Genomic DNA, 13,280 nt, shown 5'->3' with positions numbered 1-13,280 from the left:
TCGTGCAAGCGCTCATAGCGCGTTGAAATGATGAGAGCCTGGCCAGCGAATTCCATCAGGGACAGAGGCGACGGCCTTAACTAAAGTCCGGATGTGTGGCTGCAATCTTAACCTGGTTCGGGTCATAACAAATGATTATTTGGCAAACAAGGGGCGTCCATGTATGCATGATAAAGTCATTGGGACTTTCATTGAACGTGAATACTATATTTAACACATATCAACGGGTTGAATACACGACCGGGGTTTTATTTCAGCAATCGGGCGATGACCAATATAAGGAAAAACATCTTTTTCGAAAGCGTCCATCATATCTTCACGATAACCAACAGACCATCTGTCTTTTCTTCCCTCGTACCATTCACTCGCAATGCTTTCAAAGGTGTTACTGATTTCTCCCTGAGCCACAAGTTTCTTCTGTTTTTTATCTTGATTGCAATACCTTCGGCTATCAGTTTCTTGGCTTCATCACGCTTTATTCTGGCCTCTGCCAGAGTGATAAGTGGAAAAGTGCCAATGGCGAGTAATTTTTCTTTTCCTGCAATGCGGTATTTCAGTCTCCAGTATTTAGAACCGGTTGTCTTTACCAGCAGATATAAACCGCCGCCATCTGATAGCTTAAAATCTTTATCTTGGGGTTTTACTGTTTCAACTTGTCGGGCTGTTAGTTTCATATTTCTAGCATCCTTGCCCCCTCAAAGTAATGAGGGTATTTTTCTAGAGGGTAAAGAGAATCCCCCTATATATCCCCCCTGACTGGGGTACATTGCAATAGATGCCAGTAGACGTTAATAGAGCTTTATTTGGGATTTTTCGTTGATTTTACTGGGGAAAGTAGACTTTAAGAGATGCTGCTAGAAGTGTATATGGCGGAGGAGGAGAGATTCGAACTCTCGGATAGTTTCCCATCGGCGGTTTTCAAGACCGCTGCCTTCAGCCGCTCGGCCACCCCTCCGCGATGTCGAGCACTATAAACATCACTGTTCCCAATGTAAAGCATTTATCTGTTCAACTGCCGTTAATTTATTCATGACACTGTCTATTGGTCTATTTATTCAGCATTTTTGGTAATCTTTCTTGGGAATAGAAGTGATTTTTGCTAAATTGCAGTCATCGTTATTGGATGGTAAAAAAGTTATGTTGGTATTTGAAGGTTGTGAGATCGAAACCGATGCACAAGGTTATCTGAAAAATTACAGGGATTGGCAAGAGGGTATGGCTCCCATCATTGCCGAGCAGGAAACGATTACTTTAACTGAACAGCATTGGGAAGTTATACGTTTTGTACGTGAATTCTATGAAGAATTTAATACTTCACCCGCTATTCGTATGTTAGTCAAAGCGATCTCCCAAAAATATGGTGAAGAGAAAGGAAATAGCCGTTATCTCTATCGCCTATTTCCTAAAGGGCCTGCAAAGCAGGCAACAAAAATTGCAGGCCTTCCTAAGCCAGTCAAATGTATTTGATTTATTCATCCGTCGCTAATGGCGGATGCTAAAATCATTCATCTCTTCTACTCCACAAAACTGAGATTGGAAATGTTCTATTTTGGCCCTCGGCGGCCCTCCCTGCTCCAGCCAATGTATTAACATTTTGATTTGTGCATCATTGCCGCAAGCAACGATTTTGACGCTTCCATCATTCATATTGCGGACATATCCCACCAGCTTATTCTTCTTTGCCCAACGGTAGGTGTGATAACGAAATCCAACGCCCTGTACCCTTCCGTAAACATAAATAATAATACTGTCTTCAGTCATTATTGTATTCCTCCAGATTAAGTGGTAAGAACATTTGAAATGTTAAACACACTTTTGGTATTGTATTTTATATACGCAACAGCTAACCTAAAAATATAAGGTGGCGATCACGTGCCATCTTGGTTTCAAAAATCATACAGAAATTCCGGTGACCGGGTGTGCGCTTGAAATTTACCTTACTGTCCTTATATAAGAGTCATTGCAAGGTTTCTTTGGAGGTGACTATGATGATCGCCAGCAAATTCGGTATCGGCCAGCAAGTACGACATAGGTTGCTGGGTTATTTGGGTGTTATTGTAGATATTGATGCTGAATACTCTTCAGAACAGCCGCAGGAAAATGATATTGCATCTAATGCTACCTTACGTTCAGCGCCGTGGTATCATGTTGTAATGGAAGGTGACGATGGGCAACCCGTCCAGACCTATTTAGCAGAAGCTCAATTGACTTACGAAATATCAGATGACCATCCAGAACAATCTTCTCTGGATGAGTTGGCAGAAGCTATCCGCACTCAATTTCAAGCTCCGCGACGACGACATTAAATGCTTTTATTCTAATTATAACCGTGAGGTGGTGAATAAAAAATCGCCGCCTTGTTTACTTTTCCATTCCTAAACGCGGGATTTCAATTTTGGGACAACGATCCATCACAACGTCTAGCCCTGCCTTTTCTGCCAGTAATTTAGCTTCTTCATTGATAATGCCTTTTTGTAACCAAAGTACTTTAGCGCCTATGGCAATAGCGTCCTCTGCAACACCATAAGCAGCTTCTACATTGCGAAATACATCAACCATATCAATGCGCTGTTTAATATCAGATAATTGTCCCACAACGGACTGGTTCAATAAAGTTTGCCCTGATAGTTTAGGACTGACAGGAATAACTTTATATCCCTGATTCAGTAAGTATTTCATTACCTTATAACTTGGACGATCTGTTTTCTCACTCGCTCCGACTAACGCTATGGTTTTGACCTTTTCCAGTATATCCGCTATGAACTAATCATATTGCAATAATAATATGATTTTAAATGTATTTTTATGAACTTAATGAAGTTAATTTTTGTTTATGTTTATACAAATATTTATACATAGATGTTTGCACAGCCACATAAACAGCTTATAAGACGAGAACAAAGATCTATAGCGCAAATGACTGACGACGAATTTCGTCGGTAGTAGAGGTCAGTACGTTAAAATCACCAACCTTGTAAATAGGTTACGCCGAATTTCGTCGGAAGCTATTAAGCGATAGAAGAAGCAGCCAACTGATAGCCCCGCCAGTAAGAAGCCTTTCCCGTCACCGTGATCACCTGACCTTTCTGTAGCAGCATCACCGATAGCGCCATTTCATCAAATCCACGACACGTAGCGGGTAATCACTGCGCTTCTCGCTTTGTGCCTGCATGGTAGCGACTGCCATCACTTTACCCGTCTGGCACTTTATACGCTTGGGGGAAACGGTAATCTTGCCTGTGATTGTGGCGACATGAGATTGAGCTGTCATTTATTACTTACTGTTTTCTCTGTGTCTCAATCTGCTCTGTCTGATACTGGTCTTCGGTGTAGACGCCCGCAGAAATAATTGCCCCGCCGATCTCGCGCGAACCATAGAGAATGGGAACCGGGTTGCCCTGGGCGGTCGTATTAACCGGACTCCCGAATGCATAAGAGGGCTTATTTTCGGGTGATTCGCGTATTCCCAATCCCGGCGGTTGAGGTGCGAGCATTTGAGAGACGCCACCCATAGCCATTGATGCCCCTGACGCACCGACAAATAACGCCGTCGAGGCCGACCAGCTCAGCGGGTGCCACCATGCGACAGCAATCAGGGCGACGCCCAGAATGGTTTGAAAAAGTCCCGCCCGCTTGCTGCCGGTGATCACGGGCATGATATGAATATCCCCACCCCCCTTGGTCATGTCCAGTTCGTCTTTGTTGTAACTTCGCCCACCCACAATGACCGAAAAAGTGACGCCCTGTTTATGGGCATTAATCATGAACGCTTCAAAGCCCGCAACCAGTTTACTCATGGCCGGATGGCGTGTACGGCATCTCTGGCGACATAGTCAAATGTTTCGCCGAATTTGGTAGCTAGGACGCCATGAAGCCGGATTGTGCGAATAGGGGGATCTGTATAAGCCATAATGACCTCTAGATGATCTGGTTTTTCAATCATGTTAAGAATCAATAGGTTAAAATTATAACACCTTTCCTATGATTCACTGCAAACGTAATACGTATTCAGTGACATTAAGTAACCTTGTACTGGACGGCTTAAACTCAAGCCCACCTGCGTTGTGATTACCACAATAGAGGTTTAGAAAATTTATTCGAAAATCACGCTCTAACGAAAAAAAACGCAAAATAACTGTTCATATCTGTACCACGCTCACGGGGCAATGGCCGTGGCAACCGTGGTAATCTTCACCATAGTTGGATAACCCATTGATATTCTTGTTCATCCTCACTTTAAGGAGAAGTAGCAACCATTGTGATTCTCACAACAGTTGGTTAACTCCTTGATTTCATTAATCTCTGGCACAATGACAGAAATAAGAAAAATCAATAGGTTATAAAATACCTCTACGTAACTCATTGATTATTAATAAATACTGCACCATGCCGAGTATGAATAAAATCAATAGCTTATCTAAATGCCATCAAAATCAGCCAGCCGTTGCCTCTGTTCCTCATTGAGACTAAAAGCAAACTCTTCATGCTCTGCCTGCCATGTGCCGAAGCTCATCAGGAACGCAATTGCCGGATCTATCTTATTCGCCGATTTCTTCTTATTCGGCTTGATATTGGCGTTTGCATCCGTTTCCATCACCACATTGGACATCGCCCACGCCAGCACCGGATCGCCATTGTGACGAATGATTTTGCGGTTAACAAAGACTTCGGCGGATTTGGCTACGGGACTATACCGCATATAGGTTTGCGGGAACGGCTCAACATCCAGCCCCGCGCCCTGTAGCTGAGTTCTTAAGTGTGTGGCGTTCCATGTGTCAAAGCCCACCAGTTTGATATCAAAGTGCTGGCTGTCCTTGAGGATATCATCACGGATACGGTCATAATCAATGCAGTCGCCTGCGGTGGTACGTATCCAGCCCATTTGTGCCCACTGGCGATACACTGCCCGATTCTTGTTGGCCGGATTCTGTAGCTGGGCTTCGGGCAGGTAATGGCGGGTCAGTAATAACAGCTCGTTATCCACCGGAAACGTGTAGCAGATACTGGTGATATCGCCTGTGGAGGATAAATCCAGTCCAGCGTAGCACTCCAGCCCTTTGAGGTCGTTTTCATCATAGTCTGACTGGCAGGCTTTCCATGCGCCTTCACCCATCCACGGCGTTTCACCCTGACACCAGATATTAAAGCGTTTGGTTAACATCTCCGTCCATTGTGAGGGTATGCCACGCGCTTTCTGTATCGTGTCGTGCAAAGCGGCACTGTCTACCGACACATTCAGATTGGGATTGGCCTTTATCCAAAGCGTTTCATCATCAATCTCATTCTCGTCGTCCAGTTCGTAAATCAGGGCAAACAGCGATTCATTTTGTTCTTCGCCGTCCAATATCTGACAGCAATAATCATAGTGCTGTTTACAGGCGGATATCACGTTACTGCCCGCCGTGGTAATGGCAAACAGGATACCTTCGGGACGGGCACCCATCCCCAGCTCAAGGGCAGAGTAAACCGCGTTATCCGGGTGCAAATGATATTCATCGACAATAGCAAGAGAGGGGTTAGTCCCTTCAATGGTGGCAGCTTTGGCGGCCAGTGGCTTTAACAGGCTGTTGCTCTTGGCATAAGTGACTTTGTGTTGCTGAATAGATACCCGTTTCTTGAATGGCTTTGATAGCAGGCACATCTGGCGGGCATCATCAAACACGATACGCGCCTGGTCACGGCTCACGGCGGCGGTGTAGATATCCTGCTGCCCGTTCTCCATCACGAGGAACCAGTTAGCCAGTATTGCGGCCACGGTGGATTTGGCATTTTTTCGTGGCACCTGAATGTAAGCACTGCGGTACTTTCTGCGCCCCGTGGCCTTGACCTTGAAGCCGAACAGATTAGCAAAGGCGAATTGCTGCCACGGCTCAAGCATGATGGGTTTGCCCCGCAAGTGGCCTTTGACGTGCGGGCAGAGATGGGCAAAGCCAATAAAACGCGCTACGACTTCGGTATCGAACACATAAAGCGGGTTATTCCGGTCATTATAATAGCGTTTCACGGCCTGTTTTACGCGCTTACAGGCCGGAATTGTACCGTTTTCGATATCAAAAGCGTACTGTTCCCATGCGTTCATCGGGGTATCACTCAGGCCATCAGCACATCTAAATCATCGGGTTCATCGCTTTCTACCGGATTTCGGCGGCGGGATACCGGATCAAAGCCCAACAGTGAGGACATCTTTATCATGATTTTCTCGGCATCGGCCTTCGCTTTCAGTGACGGGTTACTGGTCGCTGCACCGCGTGAACCTTCCACTGCGAACCCGCGCACTTCAATGTCTTCAACGGCTTTCCGGTAAATCGCATAGTTGACGCAATAGAGTTCTAAGTTGTTCCAGTCTGCCGGACTGAGATCTTCCCGTTCATTGAGGATTTTGGCTTTCGATTTCCATTGTTGCGCAGCGATATCATTTAAATACTCAGGGGGTTTGGGTGCTCTTGCCATAATAGATTGTTTCCTATGAAGTTACTGCTATTGAAAAAAGTGCCGTGCATAAAAATTGGAGGAGGCGGGCGGTTCCTCTGAGAGGGGCATTTGTCATTTTTTACTCCCCCACCTAATCATTTCACTTGAAACTGTTTTTATTGCAATTAATATCAAATCATGATGTGACTGTTTCATCCTGCAACTAACCAGCCTTGATGCTTTGCCGCTCTTTCTTCCTGTTCCCGATACTCACCGTTCTTGCGCTTCTGCTTGGTTATTGGGTCTGTCTGCACGGTCTTACGGTTATGGCAGCTATGACATATTGACTGGTGATTGGATTCAGGCCAGAACAACACATCACTGTCACCGTCTATCGGGATAATGTGGTCAACAATGGTTGCGGGTGTGTAGATATTGGCTTTCAGGCAAATCACACATACGGGATTCGCTTTCAAATACATCAACCGATACTTACCCCATTGATTACTATAACCGCGTGCTGTTCGGGTTCCTCGCTTACTGTCCTGCTGTCGTCTCGCTTCCCGTTTGTGTTCATCACATCGACCAGACTTTACCCGCTGTTTGCATCCGGGATAACGACAACGCTTTAAAGGTTGCCACGGCATCAGTAGATCCCCACATCACGATAGACAGACCACAATGACTTGATAGTGAAAGGCACTTCTTTCAGTTCCACTTCTACCGCCATCGCACGAGTTTCATACAGCAAGCCAATATAGAGTAAGCAACCGACTTTAATCGCAGGGCTGAATACCAAGCCTTCATCAAAGCGCTTGCCGATATGTTGCTGGCAAACTTCCAATGCAGCCCCGGCATAGCCCTTAAGCAGTTCATCTTCAAGCGTATTGCTTTCGTCTATCCGGCAATGTTGTTTGATTTCGCTTAGGGGAATATCAATCTTATCCATTCGGTAAGCCTCCCTTGCAAAGCAGCTCTAAGCGGGTGTGTTGGGGATCGGGGATAACCGCCACAATGTTAAAGAACTGGCCGCTGGCATTATCACCCTGATAAAAGATACGGTTTGCGGTGGTGATATCAGCACGGTAACGCAGCCAGATACGCACGGTGGCTTCTGAGAACACCGCACCGGAAGCCATTAATTCCCGTCCGCTGATATGTTTGACCTCCGCCCAGACCGTGGCGACATCCTGCCATTTCTGCATACGCTGCCCCGATGGTAATTGGATCTGGGTGAAGTTTTGTAACGTAATACGATGCCTTAATGCGCCTGCTCTCATTCCTTGCCCTCCGGTTGTTTCTTCACTTCTACCGTCTGTTTCCATGCCTGGCTAAACTCATCGCCACCTTCGCGGGGTGATAATCCCTCGCGTTCACGGGCTTCATTCGGGCACATCACACCGGATTTAATCGCCGTCTCATAACTCTGGAAGCGTTCTTTCGGATTGGCTCGCAATAGATCGGCGGTATCAAATTCCACCTGATAGCGAATGCCCCGTTTTGGTGATGCCATCAGCAAGGCCGATTTGATTTGCTGCTCAAAGTTAGCCAGCCACGGGCGCATGGTGATTGTCAGAAAAGCGCGGGAGGCTTCGCTAAAGTTACTGTAGGTACTGTTCGAATACTCTTGCAGGAAGATCGGACTGACGTTGAACATCCGGGCGATATCGTCAATCGTGAAGCGACGGGAAGCCAGCCACTCCGCATCCTGATTACTCATGCCTAATTGCTGGTATTCCATCCCGCCCTCAAGAATGGGCGTTTTGCCTGCATTGCGAGCGCCTTTATAGCGTTCGAGGGCTTCCAGTGCCTTATTGCCTTTGACGCCATCCAGCCACTCAGCGGCTTTAATCACGCCTGCTGCCATCATGCCTTCTCTCATGATGCTGGCTCCGTGGCGCTGTTGTGCCAATCCTAAGCCCAATGTTTCACGGCAAATCGTGACAGGCGAGCGTCCCAAAAAGCCGTCTTCGGTGGCATAACGCAAATGCAGGATTTCTTCTTGCAGGTAAGTTTTGACCTTGCCGCTATAAGGCTCAGTGATAGTGTAAGCAAATCGGTGATCAGATAATCGTTGTGGTACAACCGCTGACGGCGGGTAAGGGTGTAACGATTGCGGCTGACCATCCCGCCCCCAGACTATCACGGCATAGGCATTACCATTGAGTAAGCAATGACGCATCAGGGTTCGCTTAAACTGAAAAGGCGTCTGGCAGTCATTCGGGTATTCATTGAGCAAATAATCCACAGGGTGATCACTGAGCCATTCACGGGACTCTTTGCCGTTCTGGTGCCGAACCCGATAAAGGTAGCAAGGCATGGTCGCCACGGCTTCACTAATCACCGTGACGGCATTCATCACCGCAGGCAAGCCCTCGGCTGTTGAGGGTGAAACATGCTCGCCTGATTTGGTATTAGATATACCCGCCAGAGAAAGAAACTCATCAATGCTCATGCTGCGCCTTTCTGGGGCTTTTCGCTTAAAAGGCCACATAGTTACACCTCGGACAGTTTCAGCCAGTAATGACGCAAATCCGCATGACAGGGCTTAACCGCATTCAGGGAACGCTTGGCAATCTCAACACCACTTTCAGGGTAGGCGGGCAAACTGGTGATGGTGATTTCCCGCAGTTCGGCTTCTAAAACAGTTCTCAGATACGGTTCTTGTCCAACATCCCACTGATCTTTAATGGCTCGAAAACCAAAGGACATACCGGAAATATCACCCCGTTCAACCAGTGCCAGTACATCACGCCCTAATTGCGTATCAGGCGGGGTTAACTCAAAGCGTAACCCGGTGGCATCTTCACTCAATTGCAACGTGCCGGACGTGGTTCGGCCTAACAGATTCGTATAATCATGCTCATACAGCGCCCTGATATCAGCACTTGTAGCTAGGCTTGTACTAAAGGCATTCGGGGCAAACTGCTCTACAAATTCATCCCACAGAATTTGGGATCGGCTGTTCCACTTAATCACATAGCCTGTTAGTTTCTTATCACTGGCAGAAAGTGATGCCGTTCTTAATTCAATATCATTCATTCGATAGACTCCAAGACTGAAAAGGGGCGCTGTGCCCCTCTTGCTTATTTCGTGGTGCTTTTGACTTCCAGCACCTTAATCGCGTTGGAGTCCACCAGACCGCCACCTAAATATTTGTCTGAGTGCACCTTATAAAATCCCGGCTCGGTGATATTGTCAGGGCGGGTACGGGTGCCGGTTTCATGGTCAACAATGAAGTAACCGCGTTTGAAGTCGCCCAGACCAATGAGGCTATCGGGCATAAATTCGAGGTAATGGACAGGCAAGCCCAGCAACATATCAGGATCACCGGCTTGCAGACGTTCGCGCCAGATGTAATCCCCGTTACCGTTTTTCAGCTTCTGCACTTGGGCGGCCGTTGTGGAGTTCATCACCCACACCGCATTTTTGCGGTATTTGTTTTTGAGCAGGAATTTCAGGTCAATCAGGCTATCGGCTTCCAGCTTGGCAACTTCCAGCTTTTGCAGCGTACCGAATGCACGTACCTTGTCAGCTTGGGTATCACGGGGATAAGACAGAAAGCCTTTCGCTCTCTTGCTGCCGTCACCGCTCACGAGATCCGTTTCTTCGGTATCCACAAACGTATCTGCAATCTCTGAGGTCAGCCAGCCCAAGATATCCACATCGCTAAAATCGATGATTTCTTGGGTAGTCTTAGGATAGGCGTAGATAGGAAACAGCTTGATACTGACTTCTTCCATCTTCGGCGTAGCCGTCTCACCGCGTGCCTTGCCTTCTTCCCCGTGGGCTACGGCTGCCCCACCGACCGAAACAAGTTGTTTATATTCGTTGCTGCGTGTGGTCTTGATTGTACAGATTCGGCGCATGACCGACTCATCAGCCAGTTGCTGCATGATCTGCTTGTTCAGTTCCGGGATAACGGTATAGCCACCCTCTGAGGGTACGCCCGTAGACAAGGTGCGCGTTTCACCGGTCACAATATAGTGACGCAGTTCGTCATTGCTGAGTGTTTCATTGGCGGGCTGATCCTTGGCCTGATTGCGTTCTTCATCAGACAGTGCTTCATAACGGGCAATTTCCGCATTGAGTGCATCAGACTGAGTGCGCAGCTCGTCAAACTGTTTCGCTTCATCGGCATTAAGAGAGCGCTTTTCATCTTCGGCTTTAGTCAGTAGCGAACGCATTTGTTCGGTAAAGGTTGCTTTTTGCTGACGTAATTCGAGTAATTTCTTCATGGTGCCTCTGCATGTAGGTTAAAGGTTCGCTGTCATGCAGGTTTGGGGAAGCGGTAGTAGTCTGGCACTACCGCTTTGGAGGACTTGCTACAGAGCAATTGAAGTCAGGACGCGCCTACATGTATCAGCAATCACTATTTAACACCATGAAAAATAATAAAAAAGCCCTCATAATATGAGAGCTAAACAGGCGGAAACATGAGGACATGATATTTACAAATCTTTACCTTTTATCAGGTAGTTCTGCTCTTAATAGTTCCAGTTGTGCAATGAGAATATCAACCTGTTGCCTGTCAGTTGCCATTATTTCACCTGAGAACTGGTGTCGTAGGCTGTTGTGATGATCAACAAAAAAGAACGCCCCTTTGTTAACCAGTTCCCGATACTGTCTTGGGGATATTTCACTTAAGTACTCAGGGAAGCCAAATAACTTTTTATGCTGAGTCACTTCTTCAAGGCTTTTCTTCGAACATTCGACGTCTAAGTTAATTTTGTTCATCATATTCTCCTGATTAGTTGCAAGATATACCTGCCAGAAAGAATCACTATCATCAATGACTCTCAATTGTCTTATCGAGGTTTTGAATATCAACCCCTAGATAGCGCAACTCGCGCATGAGAATAAAAGCTATTGAGGGTCAATACGTTTGTGTTTTAACGTTTATAAAAAAATGCCTCGGGGTTATCTACCTTATCTACCAACTCACTCTATCCCAAGTGGCACAAGGCTTTGAGTGGGTAGATGACTGACTTTTAGCTCTCTACCCGTTATCTACCTGTCTCGACTTTATCTACCTATTTTTTTCCTTTGGGTAGATAAGGTAGATAAGGTAGATAACAGGTAGATAATCTTAAAACAGTTATCTACCCAATTAACTATATGATTAATATAAATAAATAACCTTTAGGTAGACAAGGTAGATAACCAAACACTATTTTTATAAAAACTCGTCCGTTTTATCGGTGAGTTGTACATTGGTCTGCCGTCTGCCTTTTATGGTTCGAGTCAGATATTCAGCCCTGTACTCCTTCGCGGCTTCTTTAACCGCTTTCCCAAACTCGGTTACACTCAGGGGACGCCCCAGTCCTTGATATTCCATAAATGAGAGGTAAAGGTGATAAAGGTATTTTTTTGGCTGGCGCTCTTCTTCCGTTTTACGTCCACCGCCCATTTCTAACCCTCGTGGTTCTCCCATAAAAGCCAGTGCCGCGCACAAATCTAAAACAGGGTTAGATGCCCGTTTAACCTCCAATGCTTCATCACTATCACGCTGCTCAAGTAATAGCACTTTGGCCTGTTCGGGGTCGTCGAATGTTGCCAGCAATCGCCTGACAATAACCGGGATTTCATGGGCTATCTTGTCTGACAAATGCGGGTCTTTATCTTCTTCTTTTACTTTATTGTTAAACTGGTAAATGACACGCCGACGAGCCACGCCGCCCGCACGTTCAGTAAATATCATCGGGGTATTATTTGTTGCAATAACAACTGCCCGTATGATTGTTGTGTATTGCTGTTCATGCTTGGGATCAATCTCTATGGCGTCACCACCCGTAATCGCTTTTATCCCCGTGCCTTCTCCGGTGTATTTAGGTTGGTCAGGTAAGGTGATCATGCTTTTCCCGACAAACTGTGCCCGTCCTCGTGCCGTGTCCAACGCCGCCATATTGCCACTGGCTGTATTGTGCTGACCTGCTAATAACGTTGCTATCTGAGTAAAGACGCTTTTACCGCTACCCCCTTCACCCGTAATTTCTAAAAATAGCTGCCAGTCATAACGGTTAGCCAGCACCATATATAACGCTGCAAATATACGCTTCATCTTGTACGGATCTCGGTCAGCGGCGTGGCTTATCCATTTATGGAAATTAGGTGCTCCATCTCGCAAATTCTCATCCGGTTTTGCCGGGGTATATTCAATGCCATTGTGATTTAATAACCAATTTTCAGGTCGGTGAGATGAGAAGATTTTTGTTTCAATATCAAAGACACCATTCGCAAAGGGGATCATGCTCTGACACGGTTCCCCCATGACAGGCGCAACAATCTTTAATGCTTCCACCACATTATTGAGCGCACGTTTGCTAAAATTAGTGCCATGCAAGGTATACACTTTTCCCATTTCCCGGCTTAGATCCAAGCATGATGTTTTCTTCCAGACTCCCGATTGATAGGTATAGAACCCCTCGCTTTCTGAGTGAATAGCAATTCCCTCATACCGTTCTGTTAGCAATAGAGCCTTTTCATTATCCGCCAGTTGTGTAAGGTTGTTACCTGTGCGTTTTCTCTTCTGCTTTCCCGGATTAATTGAAATAACGTTATCTGTTTCCACTTTCTTCTCCCCCACCTGATACAACCCTTCACTGAATGCCTGCTTTACTGTCTCGATGCCGTGCTGCTGGCGATAATCGTCCCAATCAGCTTTATGCTCTGTTGGCGGTAATGTGACCCACCCATTAATCGCTTTAGCGGTCTTCTCGGCTGCTACCTTGCCGACGTTCTTCTTAGGCTTACCGTTGTCGTCCAGTTCGCCCAGTGCGTGCCAGTCATTGTCGGCGGCAAGGATAATTCTCGCGTCTGGATACCGTTCCCTGACCTGTTTAGTCACAGTCGGTAAATTGCCTTCATCA

The 13,280-nt window shown here is 46.4% G+C and carries 16 protein-coding genes, 1 tRNA gene and 1 pseudogene; 2 read left to right on the top strand and 16 right to left on the bottom strand.

What is annotated here, in order from left to right; translation table 11 throughout:
• Positions 1-243 precede the first annotated feature (243 nt).
• Together BM135_RS15550 and BM135_RS15545 are read right to left on the bottom strand one after the other, a co-directional pair.
• Positions 244-674: pseudogene (locus BM135_RS15550) on the bottom strand (tyrosine-type recombinase/integrase); the annotation flags it as partial.
• A gap of 193 nt (positions 675-867) precedes the next feature.
• Positions 868-955: transfer RNA gene (locus BM135_RS15545), tRNA-Ser, on the bottom strand.
• Positions 956-1,137: 182 nt separating this feature from the next.
• Between BM135_RS15545 and tusE the strand changes: the two genes are divergently transcribed.
• Positions 1,138-1,467, top strand: coding sequence for a sulfurtransferase TusE (tusE, locus tag BM135_RS15540; RefSeq protein WP_092521295.1), 330 nt, complete (start codon positions 1,138-1,140; stop codon positions 1,465-1,467).
• 15 nt (positions 1,468-1,482) lie between these two features.
• On the opposite strand, the gene yccX is transcribed toward tusE, so the two are convergent.
• Entirely contained in the window at positions 1,483-1,761 is a 279-nt protein-coding gene (yccX, locus tag BM135_RS15535) for an acylphosphatase (protein WP_092521286.1), read from the bottom strand.
• A gap of 224 nt (positions 1,762-1,985) precedes the next feature.
• On the opposite strand from yccX, the gene hspQ reads away from it, so the two are divergent.
• Positions 1,986-2,306: a heat shock protein HspQ gene (hspQ, locus tag BM135_RS15530; protein WP_175486180.1), complete on the top strand. Its 321-nt coding sequence runs from the start codon at positions 1,986-1,988 to the stop codon at positions 2,304-2,306.
• A gap of 55 nt (positions 2,307-2,361) precedes the next feature.
• On the opposite strand, the gene BM135_RS15525 is transcribed toward hspQ, so the two are convergent.
• From BM135_RS15525 to BM135_RS15465, 13 genes are all read right to left on the bottom strand, one after another.
• The gene (locus tag BM135_RS15525; RefSeq protein WP_092521284.1) at positions 2,362-2,760 is read right to left on the bottom strand and encodes a CoA-binding protein; all 399 of its coding nucleotides are present in this window, start codon (positions 2,758-2,760) and stop codon (positions 2,362-2,364) included.
• Between the two features lie 337 nt (positions 2,761-3,097).
• On the bottom strand, positions 3,098-3,271 hold the full coding sequence (locus tag BM135_RS15520) for a hypothetical protein (protein WP_245737431.1): 174 nt from the start codon (positions 3,269-3,271) through the stop codon (positions 3,098-3,100).
• Positions 3,272-3,278: 7 nt separating this feature from the next.
• Positions 3,279-3,797 (bottom strand): tail assembly protein, encoded by a 519-nt coding sequence (locus tag BM135_RS15515; RefSeq protein WP_339385088.1) that lies wholly within the window; start codon positions 3,795-3,797, stop codon positions 3,279-3,281.
• A gap of 620 nt (positions 3,798-4,417) precedes the next feature.
• The gene (locus tag BM135_RS15510) at positions 4,418-6,079 is read right to left on the bottom strand and encodes a terminase large subunit (protein WP_092521282.1); all 1,662 of its coding nucleotides are present in this window, start codon (positions 6,077-6,079) and stop codon (positions 4,418-4,420) included.
• Positions 6,080-6,090: 11 nt separating this feature from the next.
• Positions 6,091-6,450: a phage terminase small subunit P27 family gene (locus BM135_RS15505; RefSeq protein ID WP_074019010.1), complete on the bottom strand. Its 360-nt coding sequence runs from the start codon at positions 6,448-6,450 to the stop codon at positions 6,091-6,093.
• Between the two features lie 173 nt (positions 6,451-6,623).
• Positions 6,624-7,058, bottom strand: a complete 435-nt coding sequence (locus tag BM135_RS15500) for an HNH endonuclease signature motif containing protein (RefSeq protein WP_092521280.1) — start codon at positions 7,056-7,058, stop codon at positions 6,624-6,626.
• Positions 7,058-7,360 carry a head-tail connector protein gene (locus BM135_RS15495; protein WP_092521278.1) on the bottom strand — a complete coding sequence of 101 codons (303 nt, stop codon included), beginning with the start codon at positions 7,358-7,360 and terminating at the stop codon, positions 7,058-7,060. The genes BM135_RS15500 and BM135_RS15495 overlap by 1 nt, the downstream gene beginning before the upstream one ends.
• Positions 7,353-7,691, bottom strand: a complete 339-nt coding sequence (locus BM135_RS15490) for a phage head closure protein (RefSeq protein ID WP_092521276.1) — start codon at positions 7,689-7,691, stop codon at positions 7,353-7,355. Before BM135_RS15490 ends, BM135_RS15495 begins: the two co-directional genes overlap by 8 nt.
• Positions 7,688-8,905, bottom strand: coding sequence for a phage portal protein (locus BM135_RS15485; RefSeq protein WP_092521274.1), 1,218 nt, complete (start codon positions 8,903-8,905; stop codon positions 7,688-7,690). The genes BM135_RS15490 and BM135_RS15485 overlap by 4 nt, the downstream gene beginning before the upstream one ends.
• Positions 8,906-8,907: 2 nt before the next feature.
• Positions 8,908-9,453: an HK97 family phage prohead protease gene (locus BM135_RS15480; RefSeq protein WP_092521272.1), complete on the bottom strand. Its 546-nt coding sequence runs from the start codon at positions 9,451-9,453 to the stop codon at positions 8,908-8,910.
• Positions 9,454-9,497: 44 nt separating this feature from the next.
• Complete coding sequence (locus BM135_RS15475; RefSeq protein WP_092521270.1) at positions 9,498-10,649, bottom strand: phage major capsid protein; 1,152 nt, start codon at positions 10,647-10,649, stop codon at positions 9,498-9,500.
• A 223-nt stretch (positions 10,650-10,872) separates the two neighbouring features.
• Complete coding sequence (locus BM135_RS15470) at positions 10,873-11,151, bottom strand: hypothetical protein (RefSeq protein WP_245737430.1); 279 nt, start codon at positions 11,149-11,151, stop codon at positions 10,873-10,875.
• Positions 11,152-11,587: 436 nt separating this feature from the next.
• Positions 11,588-13,280 (bottom strand): DUF5906 domain-containing protein (locus BM135_RS15465; RefSeq protein ID WP_092521266.1); only part of this gene is annotated, 1,693 nt, incomplete at its 5' end.

Origin of the sequence: Xenorhabdus japonica (assembly GCF_900115195.1) — a bacterium.
GTDB classification, from domain to species: domain Bacteria; phylum Pseudomonadota; class Gammaproteobacteria; order Enterobacterales; family Enterobacteriaceae; genus Xenorhabdus; species Xenorhabdus japonica.
This window is presented reverse-complemented; position numbering and strand designations above follow the sequence as displayed.

Bases quoted from the DNA above. Each gene is read 5' to 3' on its own strand.
- tusE (WP_092521295.1), top strand. From the start codon at position 1,138: ATGTTGGTATTTGAAGGTTGTGAGATCGAAACCGATGCACAAGGTTAT.
- yccX (WP_092521286.1), bottom strand. From the start codon at position 1,761: ATGACTGAAGACAGTATTATTATTTATGTTTACGGAAGGGTACAGGGC.
- hspQ (WP_175486180.1), top strand. From the start codon at position 1,986: ATGATGATCGCCAGCAAATTCGGTATCGGCCAGCAAGTACGACATAGG.
- BM135_RS15520 (WP_245737431.1), bottom strand. From the start codon at position 3,271: ATGACAGCTCAATCTCATGTCGCCACAATCACAGGCAAGATTACCGTT.
- BM135_RS15515 (WP_339385088.1), bottom strand. From the start codon at position 3,797: ATGAGTAAACTGGTTGCGGGCTTTGAAGCGTTCATGATTAATGCCCAT.
- BM135_RS15510 (WP_092521282.1), bottom strand. From the start codon at position 6,079: ATGAACGCATGGGAACAGTACGCTTTTGATATCGAAAACGGTACAATT.
- BM135_RS15505 (WP_074019010.1), bottom strand. From the start codon at position 6,450: ATGGCAAGAGCACCCAAACCCCCTGAGTATTTAAATGATATCGCTGCG.
- BM135_RS15500 (WP_092521280.1), bottom strand. From the start codon at position 7,058: ATGCCGTGGCAACCTTTAAAGCGTTGTCGTTATCCCGGATGCAAACAG.
- BM135_RS15495 (WP_092521278.1), bottom strand. From the start codon at position 7,360: ATGGATAAGATTGATATTCCCCTAAGCGAAATCAAACAACATTGCCGG.
- BM135_RS15490 (WP_092521276.1), bottom strand. From the start codon at position 7,691: ATGAGAGCAGGCGCATTAAGGCATCGTATTACGTTACAAAACTTCACC.
- BM135_RS15485 (WP_092521274.1), bottom strand. From the start codon at position 8,905: ATGTGGCCTTTTAAGCGAAAAGCCCCAGAAAGGCGCAGCATGAGCATT.
- BM135_RS15480 (WP_092521272.1), bottom strand. From the start codon at position 9,453: ATGAATGATATTGAATTAAGAACGGCATCACTTTCTGCCAGTGATAAG.
- BM135_RS15475 (WP_092521270.1), bottom strand. From the start codon at position 10,649: ATGAAGAAATTACTCGAATTACGTCAGCAAAAAGCAACCTTTACCGAA.
- BM135_RS15470 (WP_245737430.1), bottom strand. From the start codon at position 11,151: ATGATGAACAAAATTAACTTAGACGTCGAATGTTCGAAGAAAAGCCTT.